This window comes from Coprobacillus sp., assembly GCF_984815275.1.
This window is the reverse complement of the sequence record NZ_CFJNYH010000005.1, coordinates 62,870-85,064: the sequence shown is the minus strand read 5'-3', so window position 1 is coordinate 85,064 and position 22,195 is coordinate 62,870. Positions and strand designations below refer to the sequence as shown.

At 32.3% G+C, this 22,195-nt stretch carries 21 protein-coding genes and 2 other annotated features; of the genes, 5 read left to right on the top strand and 16 right to left on the bottom strand.

Annotation, left to right across the window (positions count from 1 at the left end; all coding sequences use genetic code 11):
• Nucleotides 1-337 precede the first annotated feature (337 nt).
• Nucleotides 338-1,225: a Ppx/GppA phosphatase family protein gene (locus tag AC5M21_RS03310; protein ID WP_117598768.1), complete on the top strand. Its 888-nt coding sequence runs from the start codon at nt 338-340 to the stop codon at nt 1,223-1,225.
• An 11-nt stretch (nt 1,226-1,236) separates the two neighbouring features.
• Here the strand turns inward: AC5M21_RS03310 and AC5M21_RS03305 are convergent, their stop codons facing one another.
• From AC5M21_RS03305 to AC5M21_RS03265, 9 genes are all read right to left on the bottom strand, one after another.
• On the bottom strand, nt 1,237-2,172 hold the full coding sequence (locus tag AC5M21_RS03305; RefSeq protein ID WP_008789522.1) for a bifunctional riboflavin kinase/FAD synthetase: 936 nt from the start codon (nt 2,170-2,172) through the stop codon (nt 1,237-1,239).
• Nucleotides 2,172-3,008, bottom strand: a complete 837-nt coding sequence (truB, locus tag AC5M21_RS03300) for a tRNA pseudouridine(55) synthase TruB (protein ID WP_008789521.1) — start codon at nt 3,006-3,008, stop codon at nt 2,172-2,174. Before truB ends, AC5M21_RS03305 begins: the two co-directional genes overlap by 1 nt.
• Before the next feature lie 57 nt (nt 3,009-3,065).
• Complete coding sequence (locus tag AC5M21_RS03295; RefSeq protein ID WP_008789520.1) at nt 3,066-3,698, bottom strand: FKBP-type peptidyl-prolyl cis-trans isomerase; 633 nt, start codon at nt 3,696-3,698, stop codon at nt 3,066-3,068.
• Between the two features lie 9 nt (nt 3,699-3,707).
• Complete coding sequence (gene tyrS / locus AC5M21_RS03290; protein WP_008789519.1) at nt 3,708-4,934, bottom strand: tyrosine--tRNA ligase; 1,227 nt, start codon at nt 4,932-4,934, stop codon at nt 3,708-3,710.
• Between the two features lie 34 nt (nt 4,935-4,968).
• Nucleotides 4,969-5,166 (bottom strand) — a binding site (T-box leader).
• Nucleotides 5,167-5,214: 48 nt separating this feature from the next.
• A complete protein-coding gene (locus AC5M21_RS03285) occupies nt 5,215-6,774 on the bottom strand; it encodes a ClC family H(+)/Cl(-) exchange transporter (protein WP_008789518.1) in 1,560 nt (519 codons plus the stop codon).
• Between the two features lie 46 nt (nt 6,775-6,820).
• Nucleotides 6,821-7,828, bottom strand: coding sequence for a LacI family DNA-binding transcriptional regulator (locus AC5M21_RS03280; protein WP_008789517.1), 1,008 nt, complete (start codon nt 7,826-7,828; stop codon nt 6,821-6,823).
• A 2-nt stretch (nt 7,829-7,830) separates the two neighbouring features.
• Nucleotides 7,831-8,313, bottom strand: a complete 483-nt coding sequence (locus AC5M21_RS03275) for a YtxH domain-containing protein (protein WP_008789516.1) — start codon at nt 8,311-8,313, stop codon at nt 7,831-7,833.
• Between the two features lie 19 nt (nt 8,314-8,332).
• A complete protein-coding gene (locus AC5M21_RS03270; RefSeq protein ID WP_008789515.1) occupies nt 8,333-8,635 on the bottom strand; it encodes a DUF948 domain-containing protein in 303 nt (100 codons plus the stop codon).
• A 63-nt stretch (nt 8,636-8,698) separates the two neighbouring features.
• A complete protein-coding gene (locus tag AC5M21_RS03265) occupies nt 8,699-10,009 on the bottom strand; it encodes a UDP-N-acetylmuramate--L-alanine ligase (protein WP_008789514.1) in 1,311 nt (436 codons plus the stop codon).
• Nucleotides 10,010-10,135: 126 nt separating this feature from the next.
• Between AC5M21_RS03265 and AC5M21_RS03260 the strand changes: the two genes are divergently transcribed.
• Nucleotides 10,136-10,270, top strand: coding sequence for a hypothetical protein (locus tag AC5M21_RS03260; protein WP_017143715.1), 135 nt, complete (start codon nt 10,136-10,138; stop codon nt 10,268-10,270).
• Between the two features lie 127 nt (nt 10,271-10,397).
• Here the strand turns inward: AC5M21_RS03260 and AC5M21_RS03255 are convergent, their stop codons facing one another.
• From AC5M21_RS03255 to gmk, 4 genes are all read right to left on the bottom strand, one after another.
• Nucleotides 10,398-11,480, bottom strand: coding sequence for a M24 family metallopeptidase (locus AC5M21_RS03255; RefSeq protein WP_008789513.1), 1,083 nt, complete (start codon nt 11,478-11,480; stop codon nt 10,398-10,400).
• Complete coding sequence (aspS, locus tag AC5M21_RS03250; protein ID WP_008789512.1) at nt 11,458-13,224, bottom strand: aspartate--tRNA ligase; 1,767 nt, start codon at nt 13,222-13,224, stop codon at nt 11,458-11,460. Before aspS ends, AC5M21_RS03255 begins: the two co-directional genes overlap by 23 nt.
• Nucleotides 13,217-14,497: a histidine--tRNA ligase gene (hisS, locus tag AC5M21_RS03245; RefSeq protein ID WP_008789511.1), complete on the bottom strand. Its 1,281-nt coding sequence runs from the start codon at nt 14,495-14,497 to the stop codon at nt 13,217-13,219. The genes aspS and hisS overlap by 8 nt, the downstream gene beginning before the upstream one ends.
• A gap of 38 nt (nt 14,498-14,535) precedes the next feature.
• Nucleotides 14,536-14,720: a binding site (T-box leader), on the bottom strand.
• Between the two features lie 104 nt (nt 14,721-14,824).
• Nucleotides 14,825-15,385: a guanylate kinase gene (gmk, locus tag AC5M21_RS03240; RefSeq protein WP_017143714.1), complete on the bottom strand. Its 561-nt coding sequence runs from the start codon at nt 15,383-15,385 to the stop codon at nt 14,825-14,827.
• A gap of 93 nt (nt 15,386-15,478) precedes the next feature.
• Here gmk and AC5M21_RS03235 point away from each other — a divergent pair, with 93 nt between their 5' ends.
• Nucleotides 15,479-17,122: an Rqc2 family fibronectin-binding protein gene (locus tag AC5M21_RS03235; protein ID WP_008789509.1), complete on the top strand. Its 1,644-nt coding sequence runs from the start codon at nt 15,479-15,481 to the stop codon at nt 17,120-17,122.
• On the opposite strand, the gene AC5M21_RS03230 is transcribed toward AC5M21_RS03235, so the two are convergent.
• The gene (locus tag AC5M21_RS03230) at nt 17,106-17,501 is read right to left on the bottom strand and encodes a hypothetical protein (protein ID WP_008789508.1); all 396 of its coding nucleotides are present in this window, start codon (nt 17,499-17,501) and stop codon (nt 17,106-17,108) included. The two genes, AC5M21_RS03235 and AC5M21_RS03230, sit on opposite strands and share 17 nt — an antisense overlap.
• A 70-nt stretch (nt 17,502-17,571) precedes the next feature.
• Here AC5M21_RS03230 and pgeF point away from each other — a divergent pair, with 70 nt between their 5' ends.
• Nucleotides 17,572-18,330, top strand: coding sequence for a peptidoglycan editing factor PgeF (gene pgeF, locus AC5M21_RS03225; protein ID WP_008789507.1), 759 nt, complete (start codon nt 17,572-17,574; stop codon nt 18,328-18,330).
• Here the strand turns inward: pgeF and AC5M21_RS03220 are convergent.
• Nucleotides 18,314-19,813, bottom strand: coding sequence for an NAD(P)H-hydrate dehydratase (locus AC5M21_RS03220; RefSeq protein ID WP_117598767.1), 1,500 nt, complete (start codon nt 19,811-19,813; stop codon nt 18,314-18,316). The genes pgeF and AC5M21_RS03220 overlap by 17 nt on opposite strands.
• 70 nt (nt 19,814-19,883) lie before the next feature.
• Entirely contained in the window at nt 19,884-21,344 is a 1,461-nt protein-coding gene (locus AC5M21_RS03215) for a C40 family peptidase (RefSeq protein ID WP_008789505.1), read from the bottom strand.
• A gap of 266 nt (nt 21,345-21,610) precedes the next feature.
• On the opposite strand from AC5M21_RS03215, the gene AC5M21_RS03210 reads away from it, so the two are divergent.
• The gene (locus tag AC5M21_RS03210) at nt 21,611-22,114 is read left to right on the top strand and encodes a putative ABC transporter permease (protein WP_008789504.1); all 504 of its coding nucleotides are present in this window, start codon (nt 21,611-21,613) and stop codon (nt 22,112-22,114) included.
• Nucleotides 22,115-22,195 lie beyond the last annotated feature (81 nt).

Sequence of the window (22,195 nt, the reverse complement as noted above, 5' to 3'; positions counted from 1 at the left end):
AGATAGTTCTTCAAGCAATGACATTATTTCCTTCCAAATGAAACATAACATCAAAATAGAAGAAGAGAAACTATATATTCCTGCCAAAATTAAAAGTGATGCCAGTGCAAAGTTACTTTACAAAATATTTATAATACTATGAGATATTTTCTTTCATTAACTTCATTCATAAAAAACTTCTATGATATGAAGAAATAGATATTGTATTTATTATGAATAAAACAATGATATATCAGTTGTTCTCAAATGATCTATGAGTATTTTTAACACAAATTTTACAAGAAATAGACTTCAACTTTATATCTAGTTGATATACTACAAATACTGGAGGTACATTATGAAAAAAGCAATTATAGATATTGGTTCTAATACTGTAAGATTAGTTATTTATCAACTTATGAACAATCAATACAAACAGATTATCACACAAAAAAAGACGGTAGGATTAGTTCATTATATAGAAGATAATCAACTTATGCCTGACGGATTAAAATGTCTTACTGAAACTTTATGCGAATTCAAGATATTGCTTGAAAATTTAAAGGTTCAAAAATCATATTATTTTGCAACAGAAGCCTTAAGAAGTATTCTCAATCAAAAGGATATTATAAATCATCTATCACAAGAACTTAATATTCAAATAGATATTCTTTCATGTCAAGAAGAAGGTCTCTTTGATTATTATGGAATGAAACAATCCATTGATTTTAAAGCTGGTGTTTTGATTGATATTGGTGGAGGAAGCAGTGAGGTTGTTCACTTTAATCAAAATGGTATTATCCAAAATCAATCTTTTCCACTTGGTTCTTTAAGCCTTTATAAAGAACATGTAAAGGGGATTGTTCCTACAACAAAAGAATTAAATCAAATTCATGATCATGTTAAAAAAGAGTTAAAAGATATAGATGTCTCGCATTATTCAAAACACGCTATTGGAATAGGTGGAACCTTGAGAGCTTGTATACTTGTAGCTCGCACTGTATTAAAGAAAAACAATATACAAGATACATTAACAAAAGAGGAAATAGATTATCTCATAAATCAATTAACTCAAAACTCAAGAAAGACAACTCAAATTATCTTAAGGATAAAACCAGATCGTATACATACGCTTATTCCTGGACTTATTATTTTAAAAGAATTGATCCAGAATTTATCAATCCAAGACTTAACAATAGCTTATACTGGATTAAGAGAGGGATATTTTATTAAAAAAACAGAATAATAAAAAGTATTTCAAACCATAGGACATTTGTCTTGTGGTTTAAAATACTCTCTCACTTTTTGCTTATCTTCATATAATTGTGCAATTAATTCTTCCTTTGAGGCAAATGGCTTTTCTTTACGAATTAAACAATAAAATTCTACAATCATATATTGATGATAAATATCACCATCAAAATCCAAAATATTAACTTCTAAAGATGGTTTATCCAAAGCAGTAAATGTTGGGTTATATCCAATGTTACACATTCCCATATATCCTTGTCCATGAACATACACCTTGACTATATAAACACCATGACATGGTAAAAAATATGATTGATAATCTACATTTGCAGTTGGGAACCCTATTGCATGTCCAATTCTGCGCCCTTTGATAACTTCACCTGATACACAATATTTTCTGCCTAATAATTCATTCATTTCTTCAATATTACCTTGTTCTAAAACATGACGAATACGAGTTGAAGAAATCTTCTCACCTTTATAAAGAACTTCTGGTATCACGCTGACATTAAATTGCTGACAAGCTTGTAAAGTCATAGTATTTCCAGCATTGTATTTTCCAAAACGGAAATCAAACCCACAAACAATATGCTTTACATGAAGGTCAATGAGATATTGATTGATAAAATCTTCAGGACTTAAAGCCGCCACTTCTTTAGTAAATTTTACGATAAATAAATAATCTAATCCCTCTTTCTCTAAAAGTGAAATACGATCATTCATTGATGTTAAATATTTTTCTTCTTTGATTTTTCCTAATACATAAAGTGGGTAATGATCAAAAGTCATCAAAGCTTTTTTATATCCTTTTTGCTCACTCACTCTTTTGACTTCATTCACCAAAGCCATATGTCCAATATGCAAACCATCAAAAAAACCAATAGCACTACAAATAGGTTCCACTATATTCACTTTTTGTCCATCCAAATAAACTATTTCCATCAAAACAACCCTCTTATACTTTTTAAATATCCCTGACCATTAGGTCCATATACAGCCAATACCTTGCCCTGCTTATTCACAATAACAACTTGATGATCAATATCACTTTTAATCATTTTCCCATGAATAACAATATTCTCATCCTCAATAACATATTTATCAAAATGTTCAAATGCATCTTCTATAGATAGCATATGAAAATGCCCTGCTTCAATATCCTCTAAAGTTGAGCAGTCTTCTAAGCGAAAATGTCCAGATTGACTTCTTATTAATTTTGACATATGACCAGGATAACCTAATTTTTTAGCTATATCCACACACAAAGAACGAATATATGTTCCTTTAGAACAACGTACTCTCAAAGTGATTTCATTTTCATCTTGTTGAAGCAATTCGATTTCATGTATGATAATATCTCTTGGTTCAATTTTAACCTCTTCGTGATTACGTGCATATTCATAAAGTTTTTTGCCCTTCACTTTAATAGCCGAATAAATAGGAGGTATTTGCTTTTGATTTCCAACAAAAGATTGTAAAACTTCTACAACATTTTCAACACCATCATATTCCCGACTTTCAATAACAGTGCCACTTGCATCATATGTATCCGTTGCAGTTCCTAAAGAAAGTGTTGTTATGTATTCCTTTTCTTCGCTCATTAAAAACTGCAAAGCTTTTGTTGCTTTGCCAATGCATAAAACCAGCACACCTGTTGCATCTGGATCTAATGTCCCACAATGCCCCACTTTCTTTGTATGTAAAATCCTTCTTATTCTATTCACAACATCATGGCTTGTCATGCCTGAAGGTTTATGTATTAATAATATTCCATTCATTCTATCACCAATTCATAGTATACCATAAAATAAAAACAAATGGGTAAAAATACCCATTTATTTCACAACTCTAAAAATATGATTGATAGCAACATCAAATGTCACTTCTTTGCCAGCTAATTCACTTGAACCATAATTGGCTGGAAACGTCACTTTTATCGTTTTTGATTCACCAGTTTTCATACCTACTAACTGTTCTTCAAAACCTTCAATATAAGTTCCTGATCCTAATTCGAGTAAGGCTCCATTTGCAGTTCCACCTTGAAATGCTGTTCCGTTTAACTTACCAACATAATCAATTTTTACAATATCACTATTTTGACTTGCAGCGTCATCAGCAGGCTGATAAATAGCATGAAGATCAATATCAAATGTCGTTTCTTTTCCAGCCAACTCACTTGAACCATAGTTCGCTGGAAATGTCACTTTAATTGATTTAGAACTGTCTACAGCCATATCAACCAATTGTTCTTCAAAACCATCAATAAAAGTTCCTGATCCTAATTCTAATAAAGCTCCATTTGCAGTTCCACCTTGAAATGCTGTACCATCCAACTTACCAACATAATCAATCTTCACAATATCACCATTTTTTGCTTTTGGTGAATTGGTATTATTCTTTGACGAATTCTCAGATCCACATCCAAATAAAAAACCCAAACATAAAACCAATGTCAATATTTTCTTCATATACTTCTCCTATTTATGATTAATAACATAGTAATTTTTCTTACCACGTCTTATAACAGTTGCTTCTTTCCCAAAAGCATTCTCCTTCTTAATAACAAACTCTACATCTGTCACCTTTTCACCATTAATAAGTACAGAACCACCTGTAACAAACTGACGTGCTTCGCGGTTTGATGATGCAGCACCAACTTGAACCAAAGCATTTAAAATTTTTGTATCCTCTTCCATTTCAATGCTAGGAACACCATTAAAGCATGATTGAACCTGTGCAAGTGTTAATGTTTGAATTTTTCCAGAGAACAACATCTGACTAATTTCTAAGGCTTCTTCATATGCAGCCTCATCGTGGACAAAAGTAATCACTTCTTTAGCTAACGCTTTATGAGCTTCTCTTAAATGAGGTTGCGTTTTATTTTTCTCCTCTAATTCCTCAATCTCTTCTTTTGATAAGAATGTCAAAAACTTTAAGTAATCAATAACTTTTTCATCTTCTGAGTTAATAAAGAACTGATACATTTCATATGGAGATGTCTTTTCTCTATCTAACCAGATTGCATGACCATTGGTTTTCCCAAACTTAGTTCCATCAGACTTTGTTAATAAAGGCATTGTAAAACCATATGCTTCTTTTCCTGATTTTTTTCTGATCAATTCAATTCCAGCAGTAATATTTCCCCACTGATCCTGTCCTGCGACCTGCATATGGCAATCTTTATTTTCATATAACCAATAAAAATCCATAGCCTGCATTATCATATAAGAAAATTCTGTATAAGTAATTCCTAAATCCAATCTTCTTTTGACAATATCTTTATTTAACATGTAATTCACATTAAAATATTTACCATAATCTCTTAGAAAATCAATAAAGTTTAAATCTTTAGACCAATCATAATTATTAACAACTTCAAAACCAAACAAATCTTGTGCCTGCTTTTTCAAACAATCAAAATTATGTTGAACTTGTTCTCTAGTAATCATGGGCCTCTCTGTATCAGGTTTAGGATCTCCAATCAAACCAGTTGCACCACCAACCAGTAAAATAGGATTGTGCCCTGCATCTTTCAATCTTTTACTTATTAAAAAAGATGAAAAATGACCAATGTGTAGACTATCACCAGTAGGATCAGTTCCAATATAAAAAGTCATTCCACCATTATTTAACTTTTCCTCCACTTCTGGAGAACTCACATCCTTAATAAGTCCTCGCCATACCAATTCATCATAAATTTTCATAATATCCTCCTTCAAATAAAAAAGAGAATTCCTCCCAAAGGACGAATTCTCGCGGTACCACCTTTATTTATGCATCAGCATACTCTCTCAATTGATAACGATGTTGCCACCGTCTAAGCTTTGCACTTAGATGCTCCAGAGTGTATTCATTATATTTATTGTCTTGTTTTCACCAACCACAAGTTCTCTATACCAAATCAATATAACTACTTGTCTCTTTCAACGCTTATTCATATAATATGCGATTTTACAAATGAAGTCAATAAAGAAAAGCATTTCATCATGAAAAAGTAAATATTTCTGCTAATTTTTCTTTAGCTTCATCTATTCTATATCGATCGACAATCATAACAACCTGATCACCAACATAGAACTGTGTATCACCATGAGGAATGATTTCATTTTTCCCACGCATTATAGAAACCAACAAACATCTTGGAGGTAATGTCAACGAAGCAACTGTTTGATTGACAGCTATACTTCCCAAACTCACTACAAATGAAACAAGTTCCTTATTTTCAATAGATTGAACAGAATTTTTATTTTTTGTCAAACGATGTAACAAACTTTCATATATAGGTTCGTTTCCAAGACTGTTCGCTACAATATAAGCAATAAATGATACAATAGCAATTGGTAGCAGGAGCTTTAAAGTTCCACACATTTCAGCAATCAAAACAATACCAGTAATTGGTGCTCTTACAATTCCAGCAAAAAAACCTGCCATTGCAAAAATAACAAAATTAACAAAATAGACATCTGCAATTCCAAATATCATAGCTATTTGACCAAATATAGCCCCAATAAGACTTCCCAGTATTAATAAAGGAAAGAATATTCCTCCTGGAGCACCAGAACCAAAACTCAAAAGAGAAAATACAAACTTAACAATTAACAAAACAACCAGAGTACTTAAAACCAATTGTTCACTATTGAGATAGTTAACCAAAACATGTCCACCACCAATAACTTGTGGCAGCCATAACCCCAATACTCCAGAAACGAATAAAGGAATAATTATTTTCTGATATGATTTTAAAACAGGAATACGATCATATAACTTTAATGATGCTATTGTCATTTTATTATAAAATACTCCTAGTAATCCAGTGACAACTCCTAGAACCAGTAACCATGCATATTGATTAAGAGGCAAGGATATTTCTAAAGTAAAATGCAGTGATGGTGATAATCCAAAAATTTGACGGCTTAGAAAATCACCTGTTAATGAAGCACACATAACTGAAACAAGTGCACTTGTTGAAAAATTTTTATGAACCTCTTCTAAAGCAAACATAATTCCAGCAAGTGGTGCATTAAATGCTGCAGATAATCCTGCAGCAGCGCCACAAGTTAACAAAAAACGTTCTTCTGTTTTGATCCGTTTAAAGAATTTTGAAACTGCCTTCCCAATCATAGCACCTAATTGAATACTAGGGCCTTCACGGCCTAATGAAAGACCACCAACAATACACAATGTCCCTGCAATTATTTTTGCAAATAAGACCTTATACCAGCATTGATCAATCTGTCCCTGGACTTCAGCTTCAACTTGCGGAATACCAGATCCTGAAATGTATGGCTCATACTTTAAAAACGCCGCAATAACAAGCCCTAAAATCACCAATCCCATAAACCACAGTATAGTTAATATAAAATTTCCTTTAACAAATGAAACAATTGTAAAATAGATATCTTCAGCATTGGTTAATAATAAGCGATAAATAATTGCGATTAAGCCCGCTAATGCTCCAACAATTAACCCTTCAAAAAACAAACGACGACTCAGATGACCCCTCTCTTTTAACATATGCAGAGTCTCAGAATTACTTCTTTCCACTTTTTCCCCTTCTCTCGCAAAAAAACTTCTAATTCAATAGAAGTTTTTATTTTGTTGTTCCTCTTGGCATCATTAAATGTTGCACTGGAACCTCTTTTGTATCAATTTCTTCTTCATTTAAAATTTTTGTTAATAAACGAACTGCTAAAGCTCCCATATCATAGACAGGCACATGAATAGAAGTTAAGGCTGGTCGACAAATTAAAGCATAACTTGTATTCATCATTCCAATGACTTCCATATCTTCAGGAATTTGAATACCATTATCAATGGCAGCATTGACAACTGCAACAGCTTCTTTATCATATCCAGTGAAGACAACATCATGTTTATGAGTTTTAAAATATTCTAAGAATTGCGGATAACTTTTTTCATAATGCGTAGATGTATGAATAATTTGTTTATCAGTATCAAAAGTTAGATTGTGTTCTTGGTAAGCTTGAACAATACCAGAAATCATATCATCAGTTTTAATCAGATTTTGTTTTGGGCTAACAAAAGCAATATCACTTTGACCTCTATTTAAATATTCATTGACGATATCATAAGCAATTTTTTTAGAATCCACAAAGATAGATCCCATATATTGACTTGATACACAAGCTCCAATGACAACTGATGGAATTTTATATTTGTTTACCAATTCAATTTCCTGCTCAATTTCCTCATTATTAAATAGGATAACTCCATCAGCTCGTGATTTTACAACCTTTTCAATCACTGTTTCAATGGGATTACCATCTCCAATTTCATCAGTTGTATAAATACTTACATTGTAATCTAAGCGACGGCTTGTATCTCCTATACCACCAATCATATCTTTAACATGTGCAAATAATGACTGTGGAAAAACAATCGCAATTGTTGTTGTTTTACTTGTTGCAAGACCTCTTGCAATTTGATTTGGTTTGAAATCTAAACGTTGAATAGCGTCCATAACGCGATCACGTGTACCTGGTTTCACAACATTAGAACCATTAATTACACGTGAAACTGTTGCCAGAGAGACACCAGCCTCTCTAGCAACATCGTAAATTGTTACATTCTTTCCCATGTTTAATCTTTGATTTCTTCAATCATTTCTTCTAATTTATCTTCAACATCATCGATTTCGTTTTCTAACTTTTCTAAATCTTCATCACTTAAAGTTGCATCTAAAACCTTTGTTTTCACTTCATCAATTTTAGAATTCACTTTATCACTTAAATCATATACACTTTCTTTAACCTGCATATATTGATCAGTCTCTTTCACTCTGTTAGCAAATTCTTCTAATTTTGTTTCCAAATCAGATAATTTTTCCTTTGTTGTTTCTTTAAATACATCCAAATCAAATTCATCAACAGATTTTTTAACTGTTTCAATTGTTTGCCCAAGCATTGCTTCAACATCTTCTTTAGTCATATTTTTCAATTGATCATATGCCTTTAAAGATTCTCTCTTAATATCTTCTCTTAATTCACTACCTTTTTTTGGTGCTAATAATAATCCAGCAGCAGCACCAATTCCTAAACCTAAAATAAACTTACCAATTTTCATCTTTTCTTCACCTTTCTTATTATTTTTTTCTTCTAAACATAGAAGTTAATAACCCTAATCCAGAAAGCAATGTTGCCTTCAAACCACCTTTTGAAAAGAAGCCACTAAACAATTCAACAGGCGCATTCAACATCTCCATTTTATTATTGATATCATCTAAAATATGATTCACTTTTGTTAATGTTGTTTCTACCATTGTCATTAAAACAGTTGCTTCCTTCACAGCACCAGACATCCTAATTAACAAGAGTCCTAAACTTATTAAAGCAAAAGCCCCAGACAAGATCAAAATACACATAGATACTAATTGTGCGTTTTCCATAAATTCTCCTTTCTTTGACTTTAGTATATTATACCATAAATTTCCATTATGAGGAAGTCATTGCTAATGTGTTGATTTATAATCAATCAGCATATCTTCAAACTTATAAATATCCTTGCTACTCATAAACAAGAAAACCACATCATCATGTTCTGCCAATAATTTGACAGCATCTTCATCTTCATGAATCACAATTGCACGTGGAAGATATTGACCAATCTCATGAATATCGATATCTATTCCAGCTTCTTTTTTAGCATTCTCTGGAAAATGTACGAGGAATGGATAATCCGCTAAATTCATTGACTCAGCAAATTCTTTTGCAAATCGCAGCCCTCTAGAAAAACGATCAGGTTGGAAAATAGCAACAATTTCTTTACCAGGATATCGAGAACGCGTTGCCTCAATGACATATTTGATTGCTGTTGGATGATGTGCATAATCATCCACATATACATTATTCCCAACTTCCTGAACTGTATAACGGCGTTTCACTCCATCAAATGTAGATAAACGTTTTTGGATGTAATCAGCATCCATATTTTCTAAATATCCTAATGTAATGACTGCTAAAGAATCATACAACATATGCATTCCATAGAAAGGAAGTGCAAAATGACCAAATAAATCGCCATGAATATAAACATCAAAATACAATCCATGATTATTATTAATAATATTTTTAGCAATCACATCATTTTTATCACTTATTCCAAATTTTAAAACTCTTTTAGTATAATTCAAGTGTGGCAAATGCGGGTCATCACCCCAGACAACAACCGTATCTTTCACTTGATTAGCAAATTGCTCAAATGACTGAACATATTGCTCGATTGATTGAAAATAATCAACATGATCCATTTCGATATTGTTAATTACTGCATATGTTGGCTGATAATGTAGAAAATGATCTTGATATTCGCAAGTTTCTGCAATAAAATAATGACTATCTTTCACCGCATGACCAGTTCCATCACCAATCAAAACTGAAGTCTTATTATAGTCTTTAAAGAGATGGTAAGCCATCCCAGTCGTTGTTGTTTTACCATGTGTTCCAGCAATTCCAATTGAAACATATTTATCTAATAATTGAGCTAAAAAATCATAATAGGTATGTGTTTTTACATTTGGATTTGCTAGTGCTTCTTTGACTTCTTCATTTGATTCATCAAAGGCATTTCCAATAATGACATCATACCCATCTTTAATATTATTTTTGTTAAAAGAATAAATAGGAATATCTCTTTTTTTCAATTCATCCTCTATAAATATATATTTATCAATATCACTTCCAGCAACTTTATGACCCAAATCGTATAGTATTGTTGCTAAAGAAGCCATACCTGAACCTTTAATTCCAATAAAATAATACATTCCTTATCACCTCTCAACTATTCTAGCACAATTTAAGTAAAAAGTATCATTTCTCATTATATTTTTTATAATTTTTTTTAAATTTCACATACTAATAATGTCAATAGAAATAAAGGAGAAACGAATATGAGTCACAAGAAAGCAAAAAACAAACAAAAGCAAAATCAAAACAAAGGGTATAACCAAAATCAACAAGCAAATGATAGTTTTGAAATGCAAGACAACTTCAAATTTGAAGATAACTCAAATGCAAGAGCATAAACACGGGCAACCGTGTTTTTGTTTATATTCTTATTATAGTTCTCCCAACTGACATTTAATCATAAAAATAACAAAACTGTTATGAATAAAGATATCATTCTTTTATACATAACAGTTTTTTAGACATTTAACCAATAATTAGCAAATCTTTAGAATATGAATTCAAAACTTCACAACCATCTTCAGTCACCAAAACAAGATCTTCAATTCGCACTCCAAAATCTCCTTGAATATAGATACCTGGTTCGATTGAGAAAATCATACCTGCTTCAACAGGCATATCAAAAACAGCTGAAACATCACCATATTCATGAACATCTCTTCCAATAAAATGACCTAAACGATGATTAAAATTCTTACCATAACCAGCCTCTGTAATAATATCTCTAGCAACTTTGTCAATATCACACAATCTGACACCTGGTTTAATTATAGCTTCAGCAGCTTCATTAGCTTGGCGTACAAGATTATAAACTTTCCTTTGTTCATCAGAAACTTCTTTATAGAAAACAGTTCTTGTCATATCACTACAATACCCATGATATTGTCCACCCATGTCAATAACAATACTATCTCCAGGTTTTAGCAAAGAATTATCACCTTCATGGTGTCCATCAGCTCCATTGGCACCATATGCAACAATTGGTGCAAAGGAATTTCCTGAGCATCCTAACTTTTGAAAAATGCCTTCAACTTCTTGAGAGACTTCTTTTTCAGTTAAATTCCCTTTAGCACAAAGTTGGATAACTTGATCAATAGCCAAATCATTGAAACGACTTGATTCACGCATCAAGGCTTTTTCCTCTTCCTCTTTAATCATTCTCACATAATCAACACAAATAGATCCTAATTCAAAGCAGCATTCATCATTCGCCAACTCCATAACACGCATTAAAAATCTTGCTTCCCAATTTTTATCAACACCTACAACATTTGCATCTTTCAAATACTGTGCAACCAATGCTGGCCCATCTTGAGTATCATCATACCAGATAATATTCATTTCTAATTCTTGATCTAAATAGAAAAGATTATTTAAGAAAATGACATGATTACCTTCTATTGACAACAATAAAACAAACATTCTTTCACCTGGATGATTACTGTATCCAATTAAATAATCAATTGAACTAGGATCACTTATAATCAAATGATCTATTCCTCTTGTTTGCATTTCTTCTAAAACTTTATTTACTCTCTGTTGATTCATTCTTATTGACTCCTATTCCTAATTCATCTAACTGAGCCTTAGCAACTGGTGTAGGTGCTTTTGACATTGGACAAGTTGCACTGGTGTTCTTAGGAAATGCTATTACATCTCTAAGTGAATCACATCCACAAAGCAACATTGCGACTCTATCTAAGCCTAAAGCAAATCCACCATGTGGAGGTGTCCCATATTGTAATCCTTCAACAAACCACCCAAATTGAGAATCAATTTGTTCTTGTGTAAATCCTAAAGCTTTAAAAGCTCTTTCCTGAAGATTTTGTTCATAAATTCTCTGTGAACCACCACCCAATTCAAAACCATTGAGAACAATATCATAAGCATCTGCCAAACAGTTTTCTGGATCAGTTTCTAGTTTATCAATATCTTCATCTTTCGGTCTTGTAAATGGATGATGTTTGGCATAATATCTTTGTGTCTCATCATCATATTCAAACATTGGAAAATCTACAACCCATAAGAAATCAAATGTTGAAGGATCATATAATTTTAATTCTTTTCCTAAATAATTACGAATAGCTGCCAATGAATCACAAACCACTTCATATTTTGGGTCTCCTACAAATAATAACAAATCATTTTCTTTTGCATTCATAGCCGTTAATAATGTATTCATTTGTTCTTCTGTAAAGAATTTAGCAATTGGTCCTTGCACACCAGCTTCACTTACTTTTAACCAAGCCAATCCTTTCGCCTTATATGTTTTGGCAATTTCAGTCAAGTTATCAATCTTCTTACGTGAAAATTCTTGAGCCTGTGCAACGACATTTATACCTTTAACATGGCCATGTGCTTCTAATGCATTTTTAAAAACTGCAAAGTCAACATCTGCTACAATGTGATTTAAGTTTACCAATTCTAAACCAAAACGTGTATCAGGTTTATCAATGCCATACTTTTCCATTGCTTCATGCCAAGTTAATCTTCTCAGTGGTAATTCAATATCAATGCCTTTGACATCATGCATGACTTTTGCAATCATACCTTCACCAATTTCTAAAATACGATCAGTAGATAAAAAACTCATTTCAACATCTACTTGCGTAAATTCAATTTGACGATCAGCACGTAAATCTTCATCTCTAAAACAACGAGCAATTTGATAATACTTTTCAAAGCCCGAAACCATTAATAACTGCTTAAATAATTGCGGTGACTGTGGCAAAGCATAAAACTCACCTTTATGAACACGTGATGGTACCAAGAAATCTCTCGCCCCTTCAGGCGTTGATCTATTTAAGTATGGTGTTTCAATATCAATAAAATCCAAGTTATCCAAATATTCTCTGATACTGCGTGTAATCTTATGTCTTGTCATAAGATTTTCTTGCATCATTGGTCTTCTTAAATCTAAATAACGATATTGCATTCTTGTTTCTTCTAAAGCATCAGTTTCATCTGCTACAATCATTGGTGTAAGCTTAGCAGTATTGATAATCTGAAAGTCTTTTGCTTGAACTTCAATATCTCCTGTTGCCATTTTTGGATTCTTTGAAGATCTTTCAATAACACTACCCTTGACTTGTAAAATATATTCATTTTTAACTTCTTTTAATCTTTCCTCAAAAGATTCATCAAAAATGATTTGAGTCACTCCATAACGATCTCTTAAATCAATAAAAACCAAAGCCCCTAAATTTCTTTTCTTAGCAACCCAACCAATTAACTCAACATTATCTCCAACATGAGACATTCTTAATTGACCATTATTATGTGTTCTATTCATGATCATGTCCTCCCTCATAATGTGCTTCAATAAACGCAACAATATTTTCTAAAAGCACTTCATTTTGTTCCTTAGAATGATTGCATTTCATATTCACAACTTCTTTTTTCACTTCTTCTTCACCTATAATCATAGAAAAATGTGCATGGAATCGATCTGCTGACTTAAATTGTCCTTTTAACCCTCTATCACATTGATCCATATCACATGTGAATCCATTGGCACGTAGCATTGTAACAATTTGCATTGCTAGATCTTTTGCTTCATTTCCAAGTGGCATAACATAAACATCTAAGCCATCTTCTTCAGCATCTACATCACTATTAGCAATTAACAACCTTTCCATTCCAAATGCAAAACCAACACCAGGTACGTCAGGACCGCCAAGTTCACTGATAAGAGTATTATATCTTCCTCCACCACCGACAGTGGCTCCAGCTCCTAATTTTGGATCATCAGAAATAACTTCGAATACAGTATGTGAATAGTAGTCTAGACCACGAACAAGATTTGTATCAATAACATATTCGATTTCTAAATCATCAAGTAATTCACAGACTTTATCAAAATGAGCTTTCGCATTCTCACTTAAATAATCTATTGTATGTGGTGCATCATTCATAAAAGGATGCTCTCTATCGACTTTACAATCTAAGATACGTAAAGGGTTCTTTTCATATCTTTGCTGGCAATCATAACATAAATCTTTAATAACAGGTTCAAAATGTTTTTTCAAGGCCTCACGATAAGCATCTCTTGACTCTTCATCACCTAATGAATTGATATGTAAAGTAATATCTTGAAGTCCTAAAGCCTCCACAACAGTCACTGCAAGCACCATGGCTTCAACATCTACATATGGTGATTCCAACCCAATCATTTCAACTCCGAATTGATGGAATTGTCTTTGCCTTCCACTTTGTGGTCTTTCATACCTAAACATTGGTCCCATATAGTAATACTTTTGTAATTTTTCAGGTAATGCATAAAGTTTATTTTCTACATAACTTCTTGCAATCCCAGCTGTTCCTTCAGGCCTTAAGGTCATTGAACGCCCCTTTTTATCTTCAAAGGTATACATCTCTTTTGTCACAACATCAGTTGTATCACCAACTGCTCTTGTAAACAATTCTGTATGTTCAAAGATTGGTGTTCTCATTTCCTTTACATTATAATTCGCACAAATTGTTCTTAATAATTGTTCTAATTGTTGCCATTGACCTGAGTTATCAGATAAAATATCAACCGTTCCTCTTGGTGCACTGTATGCCATTTTCTTTTCCTCCTTTAAAATAAATAAAAACGTCCTTATCTAAGGACGTTTATTCACGCGGTACCACCTTAGTTCATACAACCTGTATGCCCTCTTGTCTTAACGCGACAGACGGTTATTTTCATAACTTCCTCCAAAGTGTCCCATAGTTTCCTCTCATTGTTTTCACCAACCACAATGTCTCTAAAAGATTTCACTATTTAATCTTCTTCATTGGAACTTATATGAATTATAATGTATTATTAACAAAAAATCAACTGTAATTCATGATAATTCGATTTTTTACACAAATAATAAAACACCTTTTCAGGTGTTATGTATCTTTTCTTAAGAATTTTCTTTGATAATTTTTGCAATATGTTCTTTCGCAGCCAAAACATCATCATTTTCAACAACGTATTTATATTCATCTTTTGTTGCGATTTCTTTACTCGCTTTATCTAAACGTTCTCTCACAACATCTTCTGCCTCAGTACGTCTACCTCTAATACGACGTTCCAATTCTTCAAATGATGGCGGTACCAAGAATATTGTTAAAGCATCTGGACATCTTGCCATAACTTGCAATGCACCTTGTACTTCAATTTCCAAAACTACATTTTTTCCCTCATCCAATAATTTTTCTACATAGAACTTTGGTGTTCCATAATAATTTCCAACAAATTGTGCATACTCTAACAGTTCATTATTTTCAATTCTTTGTTTAAATTCTTCCTCACTCACAAAGAAATAATCAACACCATCTGTTTCAGCAGGTCTCGGTTTTCTTGTTGTCATAGAGATAGAATATGCCAAATTTAAACTTTCATCTTTGAATAACTCTTGACGAACTGTCCCTTTTCCTACCCCACTAGGTCCACTCAGTATAATTAACAACCCTTTTTTCACTACATCCACCATCCTTATGAAACAATGTTACATGAATACAACTTTCATGTCAATTCTTTTTCAAATATGTTATACTAAATAACGGTGATAAATATGGCTTATGATGGAATTATGATGTCTCGCGTTGTTGAAAATCTACAATCACAACTAGAAAGAGGCAGAATCAACAAAATATATCAGATATCTCAATATGAATTATTGTTTCATATGCGTTCTCAATCTTCAAATATGAAACTATTGATGTCCATACATCCCATGTATGCAAGATTACAACTGACATCATTATCTTTTCCGACTCCACCATCTCCTAATGCTTTTACAATGTTATTAAGGAAGCATTTAGAAGGTGCATATTTAGAGTCTGTGAAACAAATTCAGCTTGATCGTATCGTTGATATGACTTTTATTGGAACAAATGAATTAAAAGATACAGTGAAATATCATATTTATATTGAAATTATGGGTAAACATTCTAATGTTGTTATTGCTCATGATAACAATAAAATTATTGATTGTTTAAAACGTGTTTCTCCTTCAATGAATTCTCAAAGAATTCTTCAGCCTGGAGCAACTTATCAGTTTCCTCCTATGCTAGATAAAAAAAATCCTTTGACAAGCAGTTATGAAAAGACTGATAATTTCACAAGAACTTATCAAGGCTTTTCTCCAGAACTTTCAAGGGAAGTGCTTTATCGTATTGATCAAGGAGAATCGTTTCAAGATATTATGAAGATGCTAAAAGAATCAAACACACTTTTTATTCATAAATTAATGGATAAAGAATATTTTCATATGATTCCTTTATTACATTTACAATGTCCTTATTATGAATACCCATTATTTGATGGTCTTGATAAACATTATGATTTTATTGATCAAAAAGATCGTATCAAACAACAAACTTCAGATTTAGCAAAATATATTCAAAATGAATATCAAAAGAATCTATCTAAACTTCATAAATTAGAAAAAACCTTGTTTGATTCTCAAAACAGTGATGAATATCGCATTAAGGGTGATTTATTGTTTGCGAATCTTCATCTTATCCAAAGAGGACAAAAAGAAATTACTGTTGATAATTACTATGATGATACAAAAATGACAATAACTCTAGATGAGAGATATGATGGAAAAACGAATGCCAATAGATATTATGCAAAATATCAAAAAGCAAAGAATTCTTTACATCATTTAAATGAACAAATTCATTTAACAAAAGAAGAAATTGATTATTTTGATTCATTGATGACCTTGATGGAAAATGCATCCTATTATGATGCATTAGAAATCAAAGAAGAATTAGAAAATCTTGGATATTTAAAAAAGAAGAAAACAAAACAAGTTTATCGAAAGAAAAATAAGCTTCATATAGAAACTTATTTAACAAAAGAAAATATAACAATATATGTAGGTAAGAATAACCTTCAAAATGATTATCTTACCTTTAAAATGGCTTCAAGAAACGATATGTGGTTTCATGTCAAAGACATGCCTGGAAGCCATGTTGTTGTGCATAGTGAAGAACTGAATGAATATACAATAAGACTGGCAAGCAAGATCGCTGCTTACTTTTCGAAAGGTAAACACAGTTCTTCTGTACCAGTCAATTATACACAGATTAAAACCTTGAAGAAACCGCAGGGAGCAAAACCGGGTCAAGTGATATTAAATCATTATTCAACCATTTATATTGATCCCGACGATTCATTTCTTAATGAGATTAATAAGATTGATTAGATGATTCATTCACAAATGTTTGTTCATATTGAGGATAAAATACTGGGTAATACTGGCAGCGGTTAACGCGGCGGCATTCAATTGGACAAATAACTGGTTGAGGAACACAAGTGACTTGATTTGTAACGCAGACTCTTTTTGGAGCAACTAATGGTTGAGGTCTTGGACAACCGTTGATTGAACATCCACAGTTGTTCATACCCATACCACATCCATTCATTGCATTCATGTTCATACCACAACCACAAGTATTCATGTTCATATTGCAGCCACAGTTAGGTTTAGATGTGTTTTGACATCCACAACCTTGACCAGCAGTATTTCCACATCCACATGGACGAGTATTCATTCCTTGGCAACCACAAGATTGATTATACATATTCTTTCCCTCCTTCAACATATAGTATGATGAAGTTAAAATTGTGTAAGGGCAAATGAAAGGAGTTTTTATGAAATTAATACCATGGGAATGCTTTGATGAAATTGAAGCATATACAACTTGTGCCTATGATGACTTTCATAACATCATGGATATGAGTTTTCATAACGAAAACAATCAAAAAGTTTTAAAAAACAGAGAAACCTTAGCAAAACAATTACATACTGATTTAAATCATATGGTTGCAACATTTCAGCAACATACAACGAACTTTAAAGAAGTGACATATCTTGATGGTGGTAAAGGCATGTATACACGTGATGATGCTTTTATAGGTTATGATGCTATGTATACCAGAGATAAACATCTATGGCTATGGACATTCCATGCTGATTGTTGTCCTGTTTTGCTGTATTGTCGAGATCAGGGAATTGTTGCTGCTATCCATTCAGGCTGGAAAGGAACTGTTGGGGAAATTGTCAAAAAGGTCACCCAGCATCTCATTCAAGAAGAAAAATGTTTACCTAAACATATTTACGCTTATATTGGACCTTCTATTAATCAAGAGAATTTTGAAGCCAAAGATGATATTATTGATTTGGTTAAACAGATGTCTTTTGATACATCATCATTCTATATAAAAAAAGAAGATGGTGCCTATCTTCTCAACAGCAAAGGACTGATTAAACAACAATTATTGAATTTAGGTGTTAAAGAAGAACACATAACAGTTTCTCCTTATTGTACAATAAAAGATGAAGACCTTTTCTTCTCCTATCGTAGAGATAAAAGTCCTCACCGCAATATTACACTTATTCAACGCAAGTAATCTTTTCAAGATTACTTTTTTTTATCTCATTCATTGATTGAGGAATCCGTTCAATCAATACCGAAGGAATAACAGTATAATGTTTCTCAGCAATTCTATCACCTGCATAACCATGGATATAAACACCTAGTACAGCAGCATTCAAAGCTGCATAGCCTTGACCTAACAGACTAGTAATCATACCCGCTAAGACATCTCCCATACCCCCTGTTGCCATGGCCTTATTACCAGCAAAAACACGATAAGCTTCTTGCCCATCAGTAACAATTGTATACGGTCCTTTTAAGACAAGAACAACTTGATGTTTTCTAGCAAATTCTTTAGCAACAAACAACATATCATCATTATTATCCACATCACACAAACGCTTAAACTCACCCATATGTGGCGTTAAAATAATATCTCGCTCCTGATTCTTTAATAAATCTAAATTCGATGAAAGAATCGTCAAAGCATCTGCATCGATGACCAGCGGCTGATGAGAAAGCGAAAAAACATCAATAACATAACGATAACTGTCAATACTAAGTCCTAACCCACAGCCTATTAAAATAGCATTATATTTTTCAAAATCTTCTTTTCTTAAAACAGGTGCTCTTAATTGTGTTGTGACTTCTGGACAATAAACAGTTAAAGAATCCATCACTTCCTGTGTTGTCATAACCGTAGTCACACCACTTCCTGTATAGACAGCACTTTTTGCACTTAACAAAGAAGCTCCCTTATAATCCTGACAACCAGCAATCAAAATAACTCGTCCATAATCACCTTTATGGCCATCAAAGCGACGACTCTTGAGCATTGGCGCAACAACCTTATCATCAGCCAATAGATACAATCCTGCTTCTTCAAAAACATCATTGACATCCAATATTTCTAAAATGACTTCTCCAGTAAAAGAAATACTATCAGGATTTAAAAAGCCATTCTTCATAGCACTTAAAGTAATTGTTTGAGTTGCACAGACGACACTTTGATAAGGTGTGCCCGTATTACAATCTAATCCAGTTGGAATATCAATCGCTATAATGTTTTGATCATACAGTTGATTAATTTCTTCTATAACACTTTGATATAAACCTCTAGGAGAACTATTAAGTCCAAATCCAAACATTGCATCAACAATAATATCACTATGACTTATTTCGTCCATGACTTCATCTAAAATATCATCATTAAGCAAAACAACATGAATACCATATTCATAACACAAATCCAAATAATATCGATTGGCTTGGGATAAGTGATTTTGATCCTCAAAAATATAGACATCCACTTTTTTCCCTAGATTATTTAATTTAATAGCGAGAGACAATCCATCAGCACCATTATTTCCTGGACCACACAACAAACTAAAATATTCCCCATTCATATGTTTTAACAAACATTGACTCGCTTTATCAACCAATTCTAAAATTGTATACCCATTATCCAACAAGCATTGATCATATTTTTTCATCAGACTTTGACTGCCAATATACATAGATATCACCTTCTTAATTTCCATTATAACAGAAAAAAGGATAGAAATAAATTCTATCCTTATGAGTTGACTATTTTCTTCCACCGCTAGCCCAATGTCTAGACCAATAAGAACTATTTAAACTATCTGTTCTTACACCAGTTGAAGATGTTCCAGCATGAACGAAACGTCCTCCACCGATATAAATACCGACATGGCTAATTCCGCTACCACCAGTTGTTCCACGGAAGAACACTAGATCTCCAGCTTTTAAATCAGATTTAGACACTCTCTTTGTTGCACTGTATTGAGCACCAGAAGTTCTTGGAAGTGAAATTCCATTCTTCTTATAAGCCCATTGAGTTAACCCAGAGCAGTCAAATGCATTTGGTCCACTTCCACCAGTGACATATCTACTTCCCACACGGCTAAGTGCAGTTGCAGCAGCTCCAGCATTACTTGGAATTGGATTTTCTACTTTGACACTTAATGTCTTAGTTGCAGTATTACCAGCAGCATCAGTGACGGTATATTTAACTGAATACTTACCAGCTCTATCTGTATTCACAGATCCGCTAATTTTTACCTTTGAAGTCATATTTCCATCTTTGTTATCAATAGCACTTCTCAAATATTTCTTCGCATTGAAGCTCTTACCTTTTGTCACTGTTACAGAAGACTTAGATAAACTAATATTTGGAGCACTAATATCTTTAACATCAACTTTTAATTTTCCTTCAGACTTATTTCCTGCTGAATCGATTGCTGTGATATTTAATGTCGTAGAACCGATTTCTTTTGTCTTCACAGTTCCATCCACTTTTACAGAAGTCACCTTCTTATCAAAGTTATCAGTTATATTGATATAATCAGTATAATCAAATTGAGAACCGTAATTTACTGTAACTGATTCACCTTTCTTGTATTCAATAGTAGGTGCTGTTGTATCAGAAACATAGAATTCATATGTTTGACTTGTTGTATTACCAGCATTGTCAGACACGCTAAGCTTGATAGTTTGTGAACCTAATTTAGAAGCATCAAGTTTTTGACTTGCCTCAATAAATGGTGTGACATCTCCATCAACATTATCAGTTGCATTGACATATTTTGTAATGTCATTACTTCCATTAACTTCAACATCAATAACATACCCATTACTCTTACCGACTGGCTTCAATTCAGGAGCTGATTTATCAACAACCTCAACTTGAACAGTCTTTGTAGTTGCATTAGAGAATAAGTCAGTAGCTGTTACTTCTACATTATATATACCCAATTGATAAGGATCATATGACTTATCATCGATATTAACTTCTAAATTATCTAGGGTCTCACGATTATCAGAAATAGCAAACATACTTTTATCAAGTTTTGTTCCATAAAGAACCTCTACTTTATTAGAATTAATAACAGGAGCTTCTTTATCAACAGCAGCATAACCAACCAATCCAAATGTTGAAACACACAACAAAGGAATAAACATGGCTTTACGCTTAAGCACTTGTTCTTGCAAATTTTCTAACAAATTCGTCTTAATATTACTTTCCATTCGTTTCCTCCTTTCAATAATATACCCACTTAGAATTATAAAACAACGTTCACAAAAAGTCCACAACTTTCTTAAGAAATTCTTAAGAAATTCAAATTATATCGATTAAATCAATACAATTTAACTTAATTTATTTTATAATTTTTTAGGAATTTACACTTTTTTATCTAAAAATGCTCTTTTTCAAACATATTATAGACAATTTTTGCCTTATTTAGACATGATTTATTAGGACACTTCATATAGATAACTAAAAGGAGAATTTTATGATCATCTATTTTTCACTTTATTGTTTATTAGGTTATTTTATGGAATCAATATATGTTTCATTATTTCAGAGACATTGGATTTCATCTGGACTTTTAAAAGGTCCTTTTATTCCACTGTATGGCGTTGGTGCATGCCTACTGATATATTTTGCTCCTTATTTGAAATCATCCATTTACTTAACTATTTTTGTTGGTGGTTTCATGATGACAATACTTGAATATTTAGCAAGTTTATTTATTGAAAAGGTTTTTGAAACAAAATGCTGGGATTATTCTCATCATCGTTTTCATATCCAAGGAAGAGTTTGTCTGATTTATTTTATAATGTGGTGTTGTTTAAGCTATCTTTTTATTTTCTATATACATCCATTCTTTATTTCACTTCATTTTATTAATGATACTATGAACATAATAGCCTTAATTTATATGGCTTTTATTCTCAAAGCACTCATTGACCGTTTGCAATTTCACAAACTCAATAATGGATTAGATATTCATTAAAAAGTTTATTTAACAAAAGAGCTATCAATTCATTCAAATTTGATATCTCTTTTTATTTTATACAAAAAACCCAATCCTTAT

What these genes read in the sequence shown, in the direction of transcription:
- AC5M21_RS03310 (WP_117598768.1), top strand. Translation starts at nt 338, where the DNA reads ATGAAAAAAGCAATTATAGATATTGGTTCTAATACTGTAAGATTAGTT.
- AC5M21_RS03220 (WP_117598767.1), bottom strand. Translation starts at nt 19,813, where the DNA reads ATGTATATTGGCAGTCAAAGTCTGATGAAAAAATATGATCAATGCTTG.
- AC5M21_RS03280 (WP_008789517.1), bottom strand. Translation starts at nt 7,828, where the DNA reads ATGGGAAAGAATGTAACAATTTACGATGTTGCTAGAGAGGCTGGTGTC.
- AC5M21_RS03235 (WP_008789509.1), top strand. Translation starts at nt 15,479, where the DNA reads ATGGCTTATGATGGAATTATGATGTCTCGCGTTGTTGAAAATCTACAA.
- AC5M21_RS03305 (WP_008789522.1), bottom strand. Translation starts at nt 2,172, where the DNA reads ATGGAAATAGTTTATTTGGATGGACAAAAAGTGAATATAGTGGAACCT.
- AC5M21_RS03230 (WP_008789508.1), bottom strand. Translation starts at nt 17,501, where the DNA reads ATGTATAATCAATCTTGTGGTTGCCAAGGAATGAATACTCGTCCATGT.
- AC5M21_RS03295 (WP_008789520.1), bottom strand. Translation starts at nt 3,698, where the DNA reads ATGAAGAAAATATTGACATTGGTTTTATGTTTGGGTTTTTTATTTGGA.
- truB (WP_008789521.1), bottom strand. Translation starts at nt 3,008, where the DNA reads ATGAATGGAATATTATTAATACATAAACCTTCAGGCATGACAAGCCAT.
- hisS (WP_008789511.1), bottom strand. Translation starts at nt 14,497, where the DNA reads ATGGCATACAGTGCACCAAGAGGAACGGTTGATATTTTATCTGATAAC.
- tyrS (WP_008789519.1), bottom strand. Translation starts at nt 4,934, where the DNA reads ATGAAAATTTATGATGAATTGGTATGGCGAGGACTTATTAAGGATGTG.
- AC5M21_RS03210 (WP_008789504.1), top strand. Translation starts at nt 21,611, where the DNA reads ATGATCATCTATTTTTCACTTTATTGTTTATTAGGTTATTTTATGGAA.
- AC5M21_RS03270 (WP_008789515.1), bottom strand. Translation starts at nt 8,635, where the DNA reads ATGGAAAACGCACAATTAGTATCTATGTGTATTTTGATCTTGTCTGGG.
- AC5M21_RS03265 (WP_008789514.1), bottom strand. Translation starts at nt 10,009, where the DNA reads ATGTATTATTTTATTGGAATTAAAGGTTCAGGTATGGCTTCTTTAGCA.
- AC5M21_RS03255 (WP_008789513.1), bottom strand. Translation starts at nt 11,480, where the DNA reads ATGAATCAACAGAGAGTAAATAAAGTTTTAGAAGAAATGCAAACAAGA.
- AC5M21_RS03260 (WP_017143715.1), top strand. Translation starts at nt 10,136, where the DNA reads ATGAGTCACAAGAAAGCAAAAAACAAACAAAAGCAAAATCAAAACAAA.
- AC5M21_RS03215 (WP_008789505.1), bottom strand. Translation starts at nt 21,344, where the DNA reads ATGGAAAGTAATATTAAGACGAATTTGTTAGAAAATTTGCAAGAACAA.
- AC5M21_RS03275 (WP_008789516.1), bottom strand. Translation starts at nt 8,313, where the DNA reads ATGAAAATTGGTAAGTTTATTTTAGGTTTAGGAATTGGTGCTGCTGCT.
- aspS (WP_008789512.1), bottom strand. Translation starts at nt 13,224, where the DNA reads ATGAATAGAACACATAATAATGGTCAATTAAGAATGTCTCATGTTGGA.
- pgeF (WP_008789507.1), top strand. Translation starts at nt 17,572, where the DNA reads ATGAAATTAATACCATGGGAATGCTTTGATGAAATTGAAGCATATACA.